This window comes from Rectinema subterraneum (assembly GCA_009768935.1).
Classification (GTDB): Bacteria; Spirochaetota; Spirochaetia; order Treponematales; family Rectinemataceae; genus Rectinema; species Rectinema subterraneum.
Window position 1 is genome coordinate 41,773 of the sequence record WESA01000011.1, and the last position, 15,656, is coordinate 57,428.

General features: G+C 54.6%; 13 protein-coding genes. 8 read left to right on the forward strand and 5 right to left on the reverse strand.

What is annotated here, in order from left to right; translation table 11 throughout:
- Nucleotides 1-12 precede the first annotated feature (12 nt).
- The 4 genes from glgP (at nucleotide 13) to GAP13_RS04725 (ending at nucleotide 5,781) form a co-directional block, all read left to right on the forward strand.
- Nucleotides 13-2,553: an alpha-glucan family phosphorylase gene (gene glgP / locus GAP13_RS04710; RefSeq protein WP_158906704.1), complete on the forward strand. Its 2,541-nt coding sequence runs from the start codon at nucleotides 13-15 to the stop codon at nucleotides 2,551-2,553.
- A gap of 84 nt (nucleotides 2,554-2,637) precedes the next feature.
- A complete protein-coding gene (locus tag GAP13_RS04715; RefSeq protein WP_158906706.1) occupies nucleotides 2,638-4,065 on the forward strand; it encodes an NAD(P)/FAD-dependent oxidoreductase in 1,428 nt (475 codons plus the stop codon).
- A complete protein-coding gene (locus GAP13_RS04720; RefSeq protein WP_158906708.1) occupies nucleotides 4,062-5,312 on the forward strand; it encodes an NAD(P)/FAD-dependent oxidoreductase in 1,251 nt (416 codons plus the stop codon). Before GAP13_RS04715 ends, GAP13_RS04720 begins: the two co-directional genes overlap by 4 nt.
- A gap of 82 nt (nucleotides 5,313-5,394) precedes the next feature.
- Complete coding sequence (locus GAP13_RS04725) at nucleotides 5,395-5,781, forward strand: DUF1667 domain-containing protein (protein WP_158906710.1); 387 nt, start codon at nucleotides 5,395-5,397, stop codon at nucleotides 5,779-5,781.
- An 86-nt stretch (nucleotides 5,782-5,867) separates the two neighbouring features.
- Here the strand turns inward: GAP13_RS04725 and GAP13_RS04730 are convergent, their stop codons facing one another.
- Both GAP13_RS04730 and GAP13_RS04735 read right to left on the reverse strand, forming a co-directional pair.
- Nucleotides 5,868-6,443: an Hsp20/alpha crystallin family protein gene (locus tag GAP13_RS04730; RefSeq protein WP_186338821.1), complete on the reverse strand. Its 576-nt coding sequence runs from the start codon at nucleotides 6,441-6,443 to the stop codon at nucleotides 5,868-5,870.
- A 302-nt stretch (nucleotides 6,444-6,745) separates the two neighbouring features.
- A complete protein-coding gene (locus GAP13_RS04735; RefSeq protein WP_158906712.1) occupies nucleotides 6,746-8,587 on the reverse strand; it encodes a bifunctional metallophosphatase/5'-nucleotidase in 1,842 nt (613 codons plus the stop codon).
- Nucleotides 8,588-8,766: 179 nt separating this feature from the next.
- Between GAP13_RS04735 and GAP13_RS04740 the strand changes: the two genes are divergently transcribed.
- A complete protein-coding gene (locus GAP13_RS04740) occupies nucleotides 8,767-10,074 on the forward strand; it encodes a hypothetical protein (protein WP_158906714.1) in 1,308 nt (435 codons plus the stop codon).
- A gap of 42 nt (nucleotides 10,075-10,116) precedes the next feature.
- Here GAP13_RS04740 and feoB read toward each other — a convergent pair whose 3' ends face one another.
- Genes feoB through GAP13_RS04755 form a run of 3 tightly spaced genes read right to left on the reverse strand, consistent with a single transcriptional unit; the run spans nucleotide 10,117 to nucleotide 13,089 of the window.
- On the reverse strand, nucleotides 10,117-12,249 hold the full coding sequence (gene feoB / locus GAP13_RS04745; protein ID WP_158906716.1) for a ferrous iron transport protein B: 2,133 nt from the start codon (nucleotides 12,247-12,249) through the stop codon (nucleotides 10,117-10,119).
- A gap of 32 nt (nucleotides 12,250-12,281) precedes the next feature.
- Nucleotides 12,282-12,644 (reverse strand): FeoA family protein, encoded by a 363-nt coding sequence (locus GAP13_RS04750; RefSeq protein ID WP_158906718.1) that lies wholly within the window; start codon nucleotides 12,642-12,644, stop codon nucleotides 12,282-12,284.
- A gap of 1 nt (nucleotide 12,645) precedes the next feature.
- On the reverse strand, nucleotides 12,646-13,089 hold the full coding sequence (locus GAP13_RS04755; protein ID WP_158906720.1) for a Fur family transcriptional regulator: 444 nt from the start codon (nucleotides 13,087-13,089) through the stop codon (nucleotides 12,646-12,648).
- A gap of 137 nt (nucleotides 13,090-13,226) precedes the next feature.
- Between GAP13_RS04755 and GAP13_RS04760 the strand changes: the two genes are divergently transcribed.
- The 3 genes from GAP13_RS04760 to GAP13_RS04770 form a co-directional block, all read left to right on the forward strand.
- Nucleotides 13,227-13,757, forward strand: a complete 531-nt coding sequence (locus GAP13_RS04760; protein ID WP_158906722.1) for a phosphoribosyltransferase — start codon at nucleotides 13,227-13,229, stop codon at nucleotides 13,755-13,757.
- Nucleotides 13,754-15,331 carry a M16 family metallopeptidase gene (locus GAP13_RS04765; protein WP_158906724.1) on the forward strand — a complete coding sequence of 526 codons (1,578 nt, stop codon included), beginning with the start codon at nucleotides 13,754-13,756 and terminating at the stop codon, nucleotides 15,329-15,331. The genes GAP13_RS04760 and GAP13_RS04765 overlap by 4 nt, the downstream gene beginning before the upstream one ends.
- A gap of 10 nt (nucleotides 15,332-15,341) precedes the next feature.
- The coding region (locus tag GAP13_RS04770) for a hypothetical protein (RefSeq protein WP_158906726.1) at nucleotides 15,342-15,656 on the forward strand (315 nt) is incomplete at its 3' end.

The following is a 15,656-nucleotide window of genomic DNA, read 5'->3' on the forward strand; positions in this document are numbered from 1 at the left end:
AGGTGTCCATAAATGAGAATAGTTTCTCATACCATTAAGCCGGCGTTGAAAGGCCGCCTTGCCAGGCTCGATACCCTGGCGCGGAACCTGTGGCTCTCGTGGAATTTCGACGCGGTTTCGCTGTTTATCCGGATCGATAATGATCTATGGCTGGCAGCGGGCCAGAATCCTGTGAAAATGCTGGGCATGCTCAGCCAGGAAAAAATCGATGAACTGGCCGCGGATCAGTCTTTCTTGTCGGATCTGGACGAGGTGTATGCGCGCTTTCAGCGTTATCTGAAGAGCAAGCCGTGGTATCGCGGCCCAAGCGACAGTATCATTGCGTATTTTTCGATGGAATATGGACTTGATGTTTCTCTGCCGACATATTCCGGCGGACTTGGGGTGCTCTCCGGCGACCATATGAAAACTGTGAGCGACCTGGGCCTGCCGCTTGTGGGTGTCGGGCTCTTGTACCGGCAGGGTTATTTCAAGCAGTACCTCAATGCTGATGGCTATCAGCAGGAAACCTATCCGGAAAACGACTGGTACAACATGCCTGTCGAGCGCTGTGTCGACCAGAGCGGTGCACCGATCCTCATCACTGTGGATATGGCTGGGCGGAGTATCAGCGCAGGTATCTGGCGTGTCGATATCGGGCGCGCTCAGCTGTATCTACTCGATACGAATATTCCGGAAAACCAGCCTGAAGACCGCACCATCACCGCGACGCTCTATGGCGGCGACAAAGAAATGCGCATCAAGCAGGAAATTTTGCTCGGAATCGGCGGTATTCGAGCCCTGAAGGCTCTTGGCATCAAGGTCGCTGCGACCCACATGAATGAAGGGCATTCCGCCTTTCTCGCGCTGGAGCGCATTCGTTCTTTAATGGAAGAATTTCATCTCGATTTTCACTCAGCAATGCAGGCGTTTATCCCTACCAATATTTTCACGACCCATACGCCGGTGCCCGCGGGCAATGAGCGCTTTGGCATCGATCTGATGGACAAGTATTTCCGCGCTTTTGTGTCGGGCTTGGGGCTGGATTGGAACGAATTTTTGAGCCTCGGGCGCGAAAATCCGTTCGACAACCAGGAAAGCTTCTGCATGACGGTGTTTGCGCTGCACCTTTCCGCCAAATCGAACGGGGTTTCGAAGCTGCATGGCGAAGTTTCGCGCAAGATGTGGCAGGGCTTGTGGCCCGAGCTCGAGCTCAAGGAGATTCCGATCGGGCATGTGACGAACGGCGTCTATCCGCGCACATGGATAAGCCACGACATGTTGAGCCTCCTCGATCGGTTCCTGGGGCCGAAGTTCTATTTCGAGCCGGATAATCCGGAAGTGTGGGCATCTGTCGATCGCATCTCCGATGAAGAGCTCTGGCGCACCCACGAACGAAGGCGCGAGCGCCTTGTCGCTACCTGCCGGCAAAAGCTTGCCGCTTCGTATGTGCGGCTTGGCATGCCTGACGGTGAAGTACTCCGTTCAAGCGATGTGCTTTCCCCATATGCGCTTACACTTAGCTTTGCGCGCCGGTTCGCGACCTACAAGCGCGGCACGCTTCTTCTCGAGGATCCGGACAGGCTCATTAAACTATTATCTAACAAAGATATGCCGCTTCAGCTGGTGATCGCGGGGAAAGCGCATCCGCACGATCAATCGGGGAAAGACCTCATTCGCGAGCTCGTGCATTTTTCGAGGCGGGAAGATGTGTTTGGCAGGATTGTCTTCATTGAGGATTATGACATGGCGATGGGCCGCTACATGACAAGCGGTTCCGATGTCTGGCTCAATACACCGCGCAGGCCGCTCGAAGCATCGGGTACTTCAGGCATGAAGGCGGGCATGAACGGAGTGCTCAATTGTTCAGTGCTCGACGGCTGGTGGGCGGAGGCATACACGCCCGACATCGGCTGGGCAATCGGTTCGGGCGAAGAATATCAGGATCAGGACTTGCAGGACAAAATCGAAGCCCAAGACTTGTACGACCTTCTGGAGCATGAAATTCTGCCTCTCTTTTACAGCCGGGGCCGCGATAATACACCGCGCGCGTGGGTTGCGAAAATGCGCGCTTCGATGAAAGCAATCGGAAGCCAGTTCGCCACGCATCGCATGCTCAAGGAATATTACTCGCAGTACTACGAAGCGGCGCTCAACGAGAGCCGTGCGCTCGAGGCTGATGGGTACAAGGCGAGCGTTTCTCTTGCGGCGTATATCGACAAGGTGCGACGTGCGTGGCAGCGCGTGCGGATTGTCGAATTCAAGGACGATGGCGCGCCTGTGGTCAGCAGGGGAACGACTATCACCGTGAGCGTGCTTGTCGATCTTGCAGGCCTTTCGCCCGATGATGTGGCAGTGGAATGCTACAAGGGCAGGTTGTCTTCCAAAGGGGAAATTCTGGATGGCGCGCGCCTGCCGATGACACTTGTCGGTCCCGAAGGCCACTATTTCAGATACCAATGTGCCATGCATGGAGAAATAACTGGCCAGATCGGGCATTCGGTGCGAGTCCTGCCCAGTCATCCAGCACTCGACGGCAGGTTTATCCCCGGGCTGGTGCGCTGGGCGCAGTGAGCTCGATTTGAGGCTGGAGCTGGGCGCTGACAGAAAACACAAGCACATGCGCTCCGTCCGCGATGTGAATAACAGGAAAAGGCTATGGAACAGTATGATGTAGCGATAATAGGAGCGGGCGTCTGCGGCGCGAATATAGCCCGCAAGCTCTCGCAGTATGAGCTCGATGTCGCGCTGCTTGAAAAGGAAATCGATGTATCCCTTGGTACCTCGAAAGCGAACTCGGGCATCGTGCATGGCGGATTTCATGATCATATCAGCACATTAAAGGCACGCCTCGAGCTGCAGGGCGCCCTCATGTTTGACCGCCTGCATGAGGAGCTCGATTTCCCCTTCGAGCGGTGTGGCATTCTGGTCGCTGCGTTGCACGAAGACGAGATGCGGGCGATCGAGCAGCTGTATCTTCAGGGCGTCGAGAACGGGGTTATCGGCATCGAGATGTGTTCGCGCGAGCGCATGCTCGAGCTGGAGCCCAAGCTCAACCCCGATGTGGTTGGCGGCTTGTATGCGCCTTCGGGAGGTATTCTCGAGCCGTATCGCTTTGTGTTTTCGCTCGTGGAATCAGCACGTAAAAATGGCGTGCAAGTCAAAACCGAATTCGAGGTTGCCCAGGCCGAGCGCGATGGGGAATTCTGGCAGATCCAGTCCAAGGCTGGCGAGACGATCCGGGCGCGCTATGTGGTGAACTCGGCGGGCTTGCATGCCGACACTATTTCTGCAGCTTTCGGGGCGGAGCGCTTTACGATTGCCCCGCGCAAAGGCGAGTACTACCTCCTCGACCGGACCACAAAGGCCAAACCTTCGCGCGTCATTTTCCCCGTCCCCACCGAAGTCTCCAAAGGCATACTAGTCATCCCCACTGTGGAGGGCACCGTCCTCATCGGTCCTACCGCTTCGCCTGCACAGGACAAAGAAGACTTTGCCACCACCCGCGACCAGCTCGAACATATCTTGCATTCCGCCCGCATGATGGTGCCGTCGATATCCGAAAACGACGTTATCACGAGCTTTGCCGGCTTGCGCGCTTCGTATGGAAATGATTTCTATATCGCGAATTCCGAAAAAGCGCCAGCCTTTGTGCAGGTCGCGGGCATACAGTCACCGGGCCTGACCGCGAGTCCCGCAATCGGCGAGTACGTCAAGGACCTGCTGAAAAAAGCCGGGCTTCGCCTTGTCGAAAAGCCCAGCTGGGACCCCTATGTCCACAAAGTTCCCCGCGCGCGCGATGCCGACCCCTACACCCTCGACACCCTCGTCGCCCAGGACCCGGCGTACGGCGACATCGTCTGCCGCTGCGAGCGCGTCAGCGAAGCTGAAATTGTCAAGGCGATCCGCGCCGGCCATACGACGCTCGATGGGATCAAGTACTACACGCGCGCGCAGATGGGCCGCTGCCAGGGTGGATTCTGCACATACAAAATCATTCGGATACTCATGCGCGAAACAGGCATGAGCTGGGATCAGATCACCAAGCACGGCGGCAATTCCGCCATACTCAAGGGTAGTCTATGAAACAGCTTACATTTGATGCTGTGGTGGTTGGAGGCGGCGCGGCGGGCATGTCCGCGGCGCTTGAGCTCGATGCGCGCGGGCATTCGGTGCTTATTCTCGAGCGCGAAGACACGCTCGGCGGCATTCTCATGCAGTGCATCCACAATGGATTCGGGCTCATCGAATTCAACGAAGAGCTCACAGGCCCCGAGTTCGCCCAGCGCTTTGAAGAAAAAGTGAGCGCGCGCAATATCCAGGCCTCGCTTCGTACCACAGTCCTCGACATCCGCGAAGAAGAAGGCCGCAGAGTCGTGTACGCCGTCTCGCCCTCTCAGGGCATGATGCGCATCGAGGCGCGCGCGGTCGTTCTTGCGATGGGCTGTCGCGAGCGCAACCGCGGCAATATCCGCATACCAGGGACAAGGCCCGCAGGCATCTACACGGCGGGGCTCGCTCAGCGCCTTGTCAATATCGAAGGCTACATCCCCGGCAAGGATGTCGTGATAATCGGCTCAGGCGATATCGGGCTCATTATGGCAAGGCGAATGACCTGGTCGGGCTGCAAAGTCCACGCGGTCATCGAAATTCTGCCCTATCCGAGCGGGCTGACGCGTAATATTGTGCAGTGCCTCAATGATTTTGGAATTCCGCTGTATCTGTCGCACCTTGTAACCGATATCTACGGGAAGGACCGTGTCGAGGGCATTGAAGTGACGCCGATTGAGAGCGGAGCGCTTATGCACGAAAAGGCCTTCAAAATTGCCTGCGATACGGTGCTTTTGTCGGTTGGCCTCGTGCCGGAAAACGAGCTGTCGCGCAATGCGGGCATCGAGATCCAGCCCACGACGAACGGGCCGTGGGTCGATTCGATGCTCATGACGAGCTTGCCGGGAGTATTTGCCTGCGGCAATGTGCTCCATGTGCACGATCTTGTCGACTATGTGGTCGAGGAGGCGCGGCGCGCGGGCGCGAACGCGGCGGCCTGGCTTTCCGGTTACCGGCCTTCGCGCGAGATTCGCATCAAAACAGGCTCGAATATTCGCTATGTGCTGCCTGCGCGCCTCAATCCCGAGCGCGAGAACCGGCTCTATATGCGGAGCCTTGTGGTCAAAAACGATGCGCGGCTCGAAGTGCGCCTCGACGGCAATGTGGTGCGCTCGCGAAAACTCGCCCATGTCCAGCCTTCCGAAATGCTGAGCTTGACGCTGGGGCCAGAGGATGTGGCTGCGGCCGGGCGCGATTCGGTGGTGGAGATAGCACTAGTTTAAAAACGAAGGTCAAGGGAGAGGGCGCTGGGGTAGTCCTCCGATAGTGCTCCCAACCTTGTGCCAACTTGAGAGGTTCTGGAATATGCAGGAATTGATTTGCATCACCTGTCCGATGGGCTGCCATCTTTCAGTCGACACTGACGCACAGGGCGAAATGAAGGTGACCGGCAACCGCTGTGTCCGAGGCGAACAGTATGCGCGCGAGGAAATATTCAATCCCAGGCGCGTGGTTACTTTTACGTGCACAGCAGTGCTGCCAGACGGAAGTCTGCCTGGGCCGAGCTCAAATCTGCCGCGGCGCGTTCCCGTGCGGACCACTGCTGCCTTCCCGAAAGAGAGGATTCCCGAACTGCTCGATGTGCTCAGGGGGATCACCGTACGCCTGCCTGTCGCGCGCGGCTCGGTGGTTCTCGAGCGCGCTCTTGGCATGGAGGTAAATGTGGTGGTCTCGCGGAGCATTGGCGCATGAAAAAGCCGCCGGGCGGTCAGCCCGACGGCGCTGTCATTTAAAGTGAATCGCGCTCTAGAGAACATGCGGCGCGGCCTTGATGGCGTTTACTCGCCTTCTTTGACGATTTCGATCTTGATGCCTTCGTTCGTGTCGACGACTTCTTTTGGTGGCACCGTGACTTTCAAAATTCCATTGCGGAACACCGCTTTTACTTTTTCTTGGTCGAATTTGTCGGCAGGCACATAATACTTCTGGCGGTCGATGTCTTTGAGTTTGAGCCGGCGCTTGAAGTAGCGGACTCCTTCCTCTGGCTGCTCCATCTCCATTTTGGCGGAGAATACCATGTAGTCGCCCTGGAACGAAAGGCTCATGTTCTTTTCGTCAAAGCCAGCCAGCGCAAATTCAAACACAAGGCTCTTGTCAGGGAGCATGTAGATATTCAGGGGCGGATACGAGTAGTTCGGGTAATAATCTACATTTTCGTCGCCATGCGCTTCGAACCATGCGCCTCCGCCCATCCCGTGGCAGCCCGGACCAGGCCTTGGTCCTTCGCAATTGTCTTCAGGGCCGGGGCCTTCGAACCCAGGCGCAAAATTCTTCATTTTTTCGCCAAAATCCTTGGCAGCCTCGAAAATGTCGTCGAAAATGGATCCGATATCCATGTACGGACGCTTGTTCATATGCTTCTCCTCGCGGAATTTTTTCCGCAGCCGCGGCGAAAGCCCGTCGGCCAAATTTCGCCCCCCATGCAGGCGGGCGGTATTACTAACTCAAATATAGAAATAAGTCCGTTTGAAATCAAGAGAAAATCAGAAAAGAGCGCATGGCGACCAAGAATCTGAAAAATGCTGGCTCATTTAAAATGAGGACAGCATGAAAAAGGCTGCCCGGCACACACCAGGCAGCCTTATATGAAAGAACTTTTAATGCGTTGTGGCTTTGGGCAAAGATTGAAAGCCCTGCCGGACGCATCGATAATCTCTCACTTCGACGGATACAGAAGCGGGTAATCGGTTTTTGTTCCAAGCTCAGCGAGATCGGAAGGCACTACTTCCCAGTTGCCGATCGGCATGACCGTGACCGGCCCATCCTGTTTTTCGAACCACTTGAGCAGGAAATAGCGGAGGTCTTTGGTGGTAGCGCCATTGACCAGCTTCATGGTGCGGATGGTTTCCTTGTCGAGGCCAGCACCAAGTTCGAGATGCCCGCCGCCGCCGGAGCCACGGTACGAGTTGATCGCGACTGTGTAGGTTGCATCCGGATTGAACGCGCGACCATCGGACATGCAGGAGATGGAGATACGGTTCCCCGGAGGCTGGGTCACATCGACGACATAGTTGATGCCGGCAGCTGAATCGTAGTTGTAGTAGCGGGTAGCGGTCATCGGCATGTTCGTGCGGTTGTCGAATACCAGCTTGCCTTCTTTGTCTTTCTGGAAATTGATGAGGTGGTTGCCCTCATTTGGCATGGTATCGAACCAGTACTGGTACGAGTACTCGAGGAAGTCTTTTACCTGTTTGCCGGTGAGCGTCATGGTGTAAAGGAAGTTCTCGTAGACATACAGATTGAACATGTCACGCACATAGAGCGTGCCGTCGGGGCTGGAAGGTATCTTCGAATCGGCCGAGAGCGGCGCGGCGAAGGAAATGTCCGCAGGCTTGAGCCCGAGGCTCGGATCATTGGAAAGATCGAGCTGAATACGATGGATCAGGTCTACAAACGCCGAATCGCCGAACATCGAGTCGCGGGTCGTGATCACGCCGTCCATTTTGCCAATCGGGCGATCGACCCACTTCTTGATTTCATCGAAACCAGGCTGGAATTTCGCCATAAAATCGGGATCGGGCTGGTACTTCGTCATGTCGATAAGGCCGCCGCGCACGATCTTGTCCCAGCTCTGGGTCTGGTCGTTCCAGGTGAGGTTCATCTTCACTACCGCCACATTGCGGGCAGCGTTGAGCGGGCCATAGATAGGGACAACTTTGCCGTTTGGGTCTTTGACATCGATTTTCTTCTTGTTGACCGGATCCCATCCCTGGCCAGACCATCCCGCATGGTCATGTCCGACAAAAATGAGATCGAAACCGGGGACCATCTCGGCGACGAGCTGAGATGCGTTTTCGTTGTTCGGCGTGTCGCGGGTCACATTGCCATAGGTGTAGTCGACACCGGAATGGAACAGGCCAATCAGCAGATCGGGATGCTCTTTTTCCTTGATGATGGGAACCCATTTCTTTGCACTCTGGACCATATCCTCGAATTCCATGCCAGTCCAGAACTGCGGAGGCAGCCAGTCAGGGATTTTGGGGGTGATCATGCCGAGAATCGCGATCTTCACACCATTGCGCTCGATCACCGAATAGGGCTGGAAATAGGGCGTTCCATCAGGCTTGACCGCATTCGCGCATATAACAGGCGCTTGCAGCTCTTCATACATTTTGTCATAGACTGCGTGGCCTGCTTCGATGTCGTGGTTGCCCACCCCTACTGCATCGTAGCCGAGGAAGTTGACAGCCTGCGACCAGATATGCGGACCGCTGGTTTTCTCGAAGTTATAGTAATACACAGTGGGCTGACCCTGGAGCGAGTCGCCGTTTTCGAGGAGCACAACTTCGGTACCAGGAACGGAGCGCTCTTCCTTGATGAGGCTGGCTACCTGGGCAAGAGATGTAGCAGCTGGTTTGGCTGTGATGAAATTGTACGGATAGATTGAGCCATGGATATCTGATGTCTCAATGAACGTCAGATCTACGGTTTTGCTCTGTGCTGCCAGCGACATGGTCATCGCGAGCAATGCGCACAGTATGACGAAAAACCTTTTCATACGACCTCCTTTTATGGAAATTTTGCAGCATATCAATGATACGCCTGTTTCTCTCCGAGCGCAATATAAATTTTGCAGTTTGCAGGGGTTGCGGCGCAAGAATTGATTTGTCTTATTGCAAATTCTCGCTTATAATCGAAATAACGTTGCTCAGGTCAAAATTGGTTTGGAGGCTTGCCATGCGTAAAGCGGGTTTTGCAATGATTCTGGCGCTGTTGGTATTGTGTGTAGGCATTCTCCCTGCAGGGGCACAGCCAGTAGTGAGCGCAAAGCAGGACATCGCAGTTTTTGCCCTGGGCTATTATGGATGGTTCATTCCTTCCCAGGCGCTCGGTACTATTGATCTTCGGATACAGCAGGTATTTTCAAACATCGGTCGCTTCACCGTGTTCGGCACCGCGCAGAGGCTGTCTTCGGAAGGTGTGCAGCAATTCATCGATGCGCTAAGGCAAGCCAAGCAGGCAAATTTTGTGCTTCCGGAAAAATATCAGTTTGGCGAGGCTTTTCTCACCAAAGCTGAATTCGAGCGGCTCACTGGTGCGTTCATTGTCGTTGTGCCGGTGGTGACGAATTTTGCGGTCTACTGGGATTCCAAGGCCGGAAGCTGGAACTGCAACATTACGACAGGCGTCACCTTCATCGATGCCACAGGCGGCACCGTCATTTCTATCGAATCCATCGATACATCCGGAAGTGATAAAACGAACCAGAACAACGCGGTCATGTCTGCAATCAACAGTATTCCATCCGAGCTTGAATACCGAATCCGCGCTATTCCCGCATTCCAGATCAGTACGCGAATTCTGGAAGCAAAAGGCTCCCGGGTCAAAATTCAGCTTGGAAGCAATATGGGGCTGAAAAAGGGCGATGAGTACGCAATTGTAACGAAGCAGACCATAGGCGGCATTGAGGACTCCAAAGAGACAGGTCTCATTCTCATCACCGATGTGAGCCAGCAGTTGTCCATGGGGCGAGTTCTCTATCGCAGCGGCGCATTGGATGGGAATACCCAGCTCAAGGAAATTGCGCGGCGCGGCACCGACCTGGATCTTTACTTCCATATGAGTGGCGGAGAATCGCTGCCGGGATTGAGGGCGACAGTGTCGCGGGGGTTCTACCCATTACGGCCGTATATCGGCATTCAGATGCCGTTGAGTCTTGCATTCAGTTTTCTTGGCGTTACGATCATACCTGTAAACGCTGTTATCGGTGCTGAATATATGATGCCTATAGGCAGGTTGCATATCGCGCCCTATGCTGGTGTAGGGTTAACCTATGCTCATTTGACGGCTATTTGGCGCAGTTATGAAAGTGATTATCTCTCGCATATTGGTCTTCAGGCTGGCGGGAGAGTCGGCTATTTGCTCAGCCGAGACATGCGGCTGTTTGTCGATGCGGGGCTTGATTATTGGCTTGCACTTGATAACTTGCTCTTCAACGATTATGGCGGAGTGACGATTGGAGCAGGTATAAGCTTCAAGTTGTAAATAACGCGCGCAGCAGACTGGCCTCTGCCTTGTTTGCTTCGCTTACATCCCGAAAGCGCGCCCAGCAAGCGACACAAGAAACGAAATCACCCAGGCCAGGACAAGCGAATATACAACCTGGAATGCCAGCCACTTATCCCCTGCTTCCGCCCGAATAGTGGCAAGCGATGCAAAGCATGGCGGCATAACAAGGATAAAGACCATTAGCGCGAGCGCAATACGCGGCGACCAGTCGGGCGCCTCGCGCAGCGATTGTCTGAGCGAAAGGCTTTCGCTGTTTTCATCCACAGGCGCACCGTACAGCACCCCAAGCGTTGACACCACCAGTTCCTTTGCCGCCAGACCCGGTATGAGCGCGACTCCGACCTTCCAGTCAAAACCTATCGGCGCGATGACCGGCTCTATCAGTTTTCCAAATTGCCCCGCGATGCTGTGCTCGAGTTGATACTGCCGTACCAGCACTTCGGCCCTCGCCGAAATAGCCGCCTCGCTCAGCCCCGGCTGCGCTTCCGCAACCGACTGGCGCGCATGTATCTCGTATTCCTGGATTCCCCTGGCTTTCGGATACGAGGTGATGAGCCACATCAGCACTGACACCGCAAGAATGATGGTGCCTGCTTTGCGCGCATAGCTCCAGGTCTTTTCCCATACATGCCAGAGCACCCCTTTGAGCGTCGGTATCCGGTAAGGCGGAAGCTCCATCACGAAGGGCATCGATTGGCCTTTGAGCACTGTCCGTCTGAGAAAAAAAGTAGACAGAACGCTGAGCACGACCCCGCTTGCATACATGACCATGACCACCGTCGAGGCGTTCCGCGCAAAAAACGCCCCTGCCAGCAGCACATAGATAGGCAGCTTCCCTCCGCATGAAATGAAGGGAATCGCCAAAATCGTCGCAATACGTTCCTTGGGGCTTTTGAGCGTGCGCGTAGCCATAATTGCAGGGACAGAGCATCCGAAGCCGAGCATGAGCGGCATGAACGATTGCCCATGTAGACCGATTGCATGCAGAAAATGATCGGTCAGAAATGCCGCTCGCGCGATATATCCTGTATCTTCCAGAATCGAAATGCAGAAAAAGAGAATAACGATCAGCGGCACGAACGAAAACACGCCACCGACACCATGAATGATACCGTTGATGAGCAGATCGCGCACTGCGCCGGGCAGCACGGAATTCTGCACAAGCCCTTCAAGGCTGCCGAAAAGCTGTTCGAGCCATGCCACCGGGTACTCCCCGAGCACAAATGTCAGCTTGAAAATTCCCCAAATGACAAAGAAAAAGAGCGGAAGGCCAACCAACGGGTGCATTACAAAGCGATCGAGCTGTTCGGTCAGCGAAATCCCCCGCAAGCGCTTTCGGTGCACAGCTTCCGCAACTGCGCCATGGATGTACCCATAGCGCTGTTCCGAGAGAATAATCTCCGCATCCTTGCCATAGTGAAGGGTAATCCAGTGCCATGCTGCTTCGAGGGCCGTATGGATCTCCGCCGCCCGCACATGCTGCTCGATGCGCCGCCTGGCATCCGGGTCTTTTTCGATGAGTTTGATTGCGATCCATCGCGGAGAATAGGCAGCGGCGAAGGCCTCATCCTGCTCAAGAAGGTGGACAAGCGCAGCGATATGGGCTTCGATATCTTCGCCATAGCTCGGCATTCGCGGCATCTTGTGAGTTTCGAATGTTTCGATCACCGCATCGAGCAACTCTGTGACTCCCTGGCCTCGCGAGCCGATCGTCGGGATCATCGGCACGCCGAGTGTTCTAGAGAGCGTTTTGTCATCGATGAGTATGCCTTTAGCGGCGGCTTCGTCTGCCATATTGAGCGCGGCGACCACTGGAAGGCCCAGTTCGATGAGCTGCAGCAAAAGATAGAGATTGCGTTCCAGGTTTGATGAATCGAGCACGTCGACAATGATGTCGGGTTTTTCATTGAGAACGAAATCGCGTGCAACAACCTCGTCGAGCGAATAGGCGGTGAGGCTATAAGTGCCCGGCAAATCGACCACATGGATGCGCCAGCCGTGGTATTCGAGCGTGCCTTCTCGCTTTTCGTCTGTGACGCCGGGATAATTGCCCACTTTATGGTGTGCCCCCGTGATGGCATTGAAAATGCTGGTTTTGCCTGAATTTGGGTTGCCGGCGAGCGCGATGGTGAGCGCTCTTTTTTCCTGCATGGATCACTCCTGAAAAGATACCTTGATTACGTTTACGGGCAGCCGGGCCTGCCGTGATGAAAGCCTCGATTCAGATGGCGCATTCCCTTTGGACGCATGCCAGTCGCATTCGGCCGTATGTCAATGACCGCATGGGCTTCGGATGCAGGTTCAGATACGGGTACGGGCTGTGGTAGCAGCTCGATTTCGACCAGTTTTGCTTCATGACGGCGCATGATGAGGTCGTAATCTGCAAGCCTGATCTGCATGGGGCCGTGAAACAGCGCAGCACGCACGACATGCCCTTCAGCCCCCGAAATAAAACCCAGATCAGCAAGCCTTTTCCCGATCTCGCCTCCAAAGGTGACGCGCAGTACCTTGAATTTCTGGCCTGGTCCCAGTTCTGCAAGCAGCATCTCACTCTCCCTTTTTTTGTTTCGCTTGGCATTCCGGGCAGAGCCCCAGAAGTTCCATCATGTGTCCACGTGGCAAGAATGCATATTGAGAAAATATTTTTTGCTGTTCTTTTTCGATGGCCGGGCTAAGGAATTCGATGATCTTGCCGCAGCCGACGCATAGAAGATGGTCGTGGTGCGGATGATCAGCGAGATGTTCGAATTTCCGCGCGCCATCATCCTGAAGCGCTTCGCGCGCTAGGCCGGCATCTGCGATGAGTCGTATTGTCCTGAAGACTGTTGCCTGGCCGATGCCGGGGTCGACCTTTTTTGCTTCGCGCAGGATGTCTTCGGTGGTCAGGTGGCCTTCAGTTTCGATAAACGCTTTGAGTATGATTCTTCGGGGCCGGGTCATTTTCTGGCCGTGCGTGCGGAGATATTGCTCGAATTTGACAAGTTCGTTCATGCAAAAGGCCCCTGGAGAAGTGATAACGAAATTTCCTGCTCATTGATAATGATAATCATTATCAATGAGGTATGTCAACCATGCGGATTGCAAGACGCCATATTGTCCCTGGGCGGCTCATGCCATAAAATCAGAATATGAATAAGCACCATTACACATACCAGGAAATTCACAGGCTTGCGCAATCCATAGCGAGCCGCGTCAACGAAAGCGGTTTCAACCCTGATGTCATTGTGGCAATCGGCTCAGGCGGATTCATCCCTGCGCGCATTCTCCGTACCTATCTCAGCAAACCCATTCTGGCCGTAGGCGTGGTCTACTATGATATGAACGATAAGCCAATGGAGTACCCCCGAAAAGTCCAATGGATCGAAGAAGCGGAAAAGCAGCTTGCGGGCAAACGCATTCTTCTTGTCGATGAGGTCGATGATTCGCGCGTAACTCTTGAATATTGCACAAGAGAGCTGCTTGCCTATCATCCTGCTGCGCTTGCGGTCGCAGTGCTGCATGACAAACGGAAGGAAAAGCGCGGACAATTTCCGCCTGGCGTGGATCAGGTGTTTGTCGGCCAGACGCTCGATGATGTATGGATCGTCTATCCGTGGGATGCGATCGATATCGATGAACACGACAGAAATGCTCGAGCAAGACCGAAGGAGGGGCTATGAATCTTAAAAAGAAGGCTGGGCGCCAGGTTTTGGCGCTCGTGATGGCTTTGATTTCAGTTTTGGCCATTCCTGGGCAACAGAGTTTGCCTCAAAGCCAGATCGGGGGAGCCGAGCTGAGTGCAGCGCCGGGTCTCATACAAAATGCCAAGCTTGAAAACGGGCTCGAGCTGTTTGTCGTCGAGAATCATTCTGTGCCGCTTGTAACCGTATGTGTCGCTTTCAGGGGCGGGGCACTTGCCCAGACACCGCAGACGGCTGGGCTTTTTCATCTTTATGAACATATGATGTTCAACGGGAACGACAAGTATCCGACCAAAGACGCGTTTACTGCAGCCTTGAATCGCATGGGCACCACGAACTGGAACGGAGCTACCGGAAAAGAATACATCAATTATTATATTACCGTGCCTTCGGACAAGCTTGCGGATGCTGTCGATTTCTGGGCACATGCCGTAATGAACCCGACGCTGAACTATGCAGTGCTGGAAAATGAAAAACAGGTGGTGTTGAACGAAATCCGCGGCTACCATAGCGATCCTGCGCAAATTGCTTCGAATGCGCTGGAATCGCGCATGTTCCCGCAATTCCCGTGGCGGAAGAATATTGACGGGCCCGAATCCAATGTCGCGCAGGCAACGGTTGCCGACCTCCGCGACATGCAGCATGCCTACTATGTACCAACAAACATGGCGCTGATGGTAGGCGGCGATACGACGATAGACCAGGTCCGCGCGCTAGCAGAAGCCTCGTTCGGAAAATGGACATGGGCTCCCGAGCCTGTGCTCGGCGAGCCGCCGCAAGGGCCGATTCCGCAAGGGATCCGACTGGTGACATCAGAAGATCAGTTCTATCGAGGCATTGCGCAGGTGCAGTTTCGTTGGCGCGGTCCCGATGTAACCCGACAGACATTCGATACCTATGTTTCCGATGTCCTGCTCTTTTTGCTTTCCTCGCCGTCAGGGCCATTCAAATCGGCGATCATGCGGAAAGTTTTCGGCCTCTATGATGCCGAGTACATCGACTTTACCTATCCGACGGCCCGCGATGGCGGCAATTATATTTTTTCTACCTATATGCTGGTGCAGAAGCCAGCCGCGGAGGAGCCGGTCCTTCAGCGAGTGGAAAACCTGCGGCAGATTGTGCTGAGTGAATTTGAGCAGATTGCGAAGGACCCGAAAGCATATTTCGGTGAAGGCGCACTTGAGGAAGCCAAGACAAAGCTTGTCGATCAAAATATCTACGCGCTTGAGTCTGCAGGTTCCTTTGTGACCGATACGCTCACATTCTGGTGGTCAACCGCGGGCACCGATTATTTCTTCGATTACGAAGCAAACTGCCGGAAAGTGACCTGGGAAGATATTTCTTCGTTGATTAGGAAATATCTGATCGGCGAGGCGGGTGCGGCAAGCGGAACCGCAGACAGCAGTCCAGCGGCCAGCGCCCGTCCGCCGGCGGCGACGCTCGTGCGCCTGCGCTCGAGTACATTCAGCGCTGATCCCAGAATGGATTCGAAAATAACCGAACTCGGATATACCAGAGTAACCGCCGACAATGCCTTCTGGTGGCAGAAATAAGGAGGCTTCGATGAAATTTGCAATATGTGAGCGATACCGCAGGCTGTCTCGACTATTTGCTGCGGTTATGTTCGTTTTTTTGATTGTTGCTTCTGCCGGCGCACAGACTTCTTTTATTCGCGAAAACGCGCCGACATTCATGAAGACCGTACTCTCGAATGGCATTCCCGTCTATATGAAAGTACAAGATGCCAATCGGGTGTTCCATGTGTCGCTCGTGCTGCAGGGCGGCTCGCTCGTCACACCTCCCGAGCAAGCTGGTTGGGAAAATATCGCGCTCAAGACAATGGCTCGAAGCTCGCAGAATTATCCTTACGAAAAAGCA

Coding starts and splice junctions, on each gene's coding strand:
- glgP (WP_158906704.1), top strand. CDS start 13: ATGAGAATAGTTTCTCATACCATTAAGCCGGCGTTGAAAGGCCGCCTT.
- GAP13_RS04715 (WP_158906706.1), top strand. CDS start 2,638: ATGGAACAGTATGATGTAGCGATAATAGGAGCGGGCGTCTGCGGCGCG.
- GAP13_RS04720 (WP_158906708.1), top strand. CDS start 4,062: ATGAAACAGCTTACATTTGATGCTGTGGTGGTTGGAGGCGGCGCGGCG.
- GAP13_RS04725 (WP_158906710.1), top strand. CDS start 5,395: ATGCAGGAATTGATTTGCATCACCTGTCCGATGGGCTGCCATCTTTCA.
- GAP13_RS04730 (WP_186338821.1), bottom strand. CDS start 6,443: ATGAACAAGCGTCCGTACATGGATATCGGATCCATTTTCGACGACATT.
- GAP13_RS04735 (WP_158906712.1), bottom strand. CDS start 8,587: ATGAAAAGGTTTTTCGTCATACTGTGCGCATTGCTCGCGATGACCATG.
- GAP13_RS04740 (WP_158906714.1), top strand. CDS start 8,767: ATGCGTAAAGCGGGTTTTGCAATGATTCTGGCGCTGTTGGTATTGTGT.
- feoB (WP_158906716.1), bottom strand. CDS start 12,249: ATGCAGGAAAAAAGAGCGCTCACCATCGCGCTCGCCGGCAACCCAAAT.
- GAP13_RS04750 (WP_158906718.1), bottom strand. CDS start 12,644: ATGCTGCTTGCAGAACTGGGACCAGGCCAGAAATTCAAGGTACTGCGC.
- GAP13_RS04755 (WP_158906720.1), bottom strand. CDS start 13,089: ATGAACGAACTTGTCAAATTCGAGCAATATCTCCGCACGCACGGCCAG.
- GAP13_RS04760 (WP_158906722.1), top strand. CDS start 13,227: ATGAATAAGCACCATTACACATACCAGGAAATTCACAGGCTTGCGCAA.
- GAP13_RS04765 (WP_158906724.1), top strand. CDS start 13,754: ATGAATCTTAAAAAGAAGGCTGGGCGCCAGGTTTTGGCGCTCGTGATG.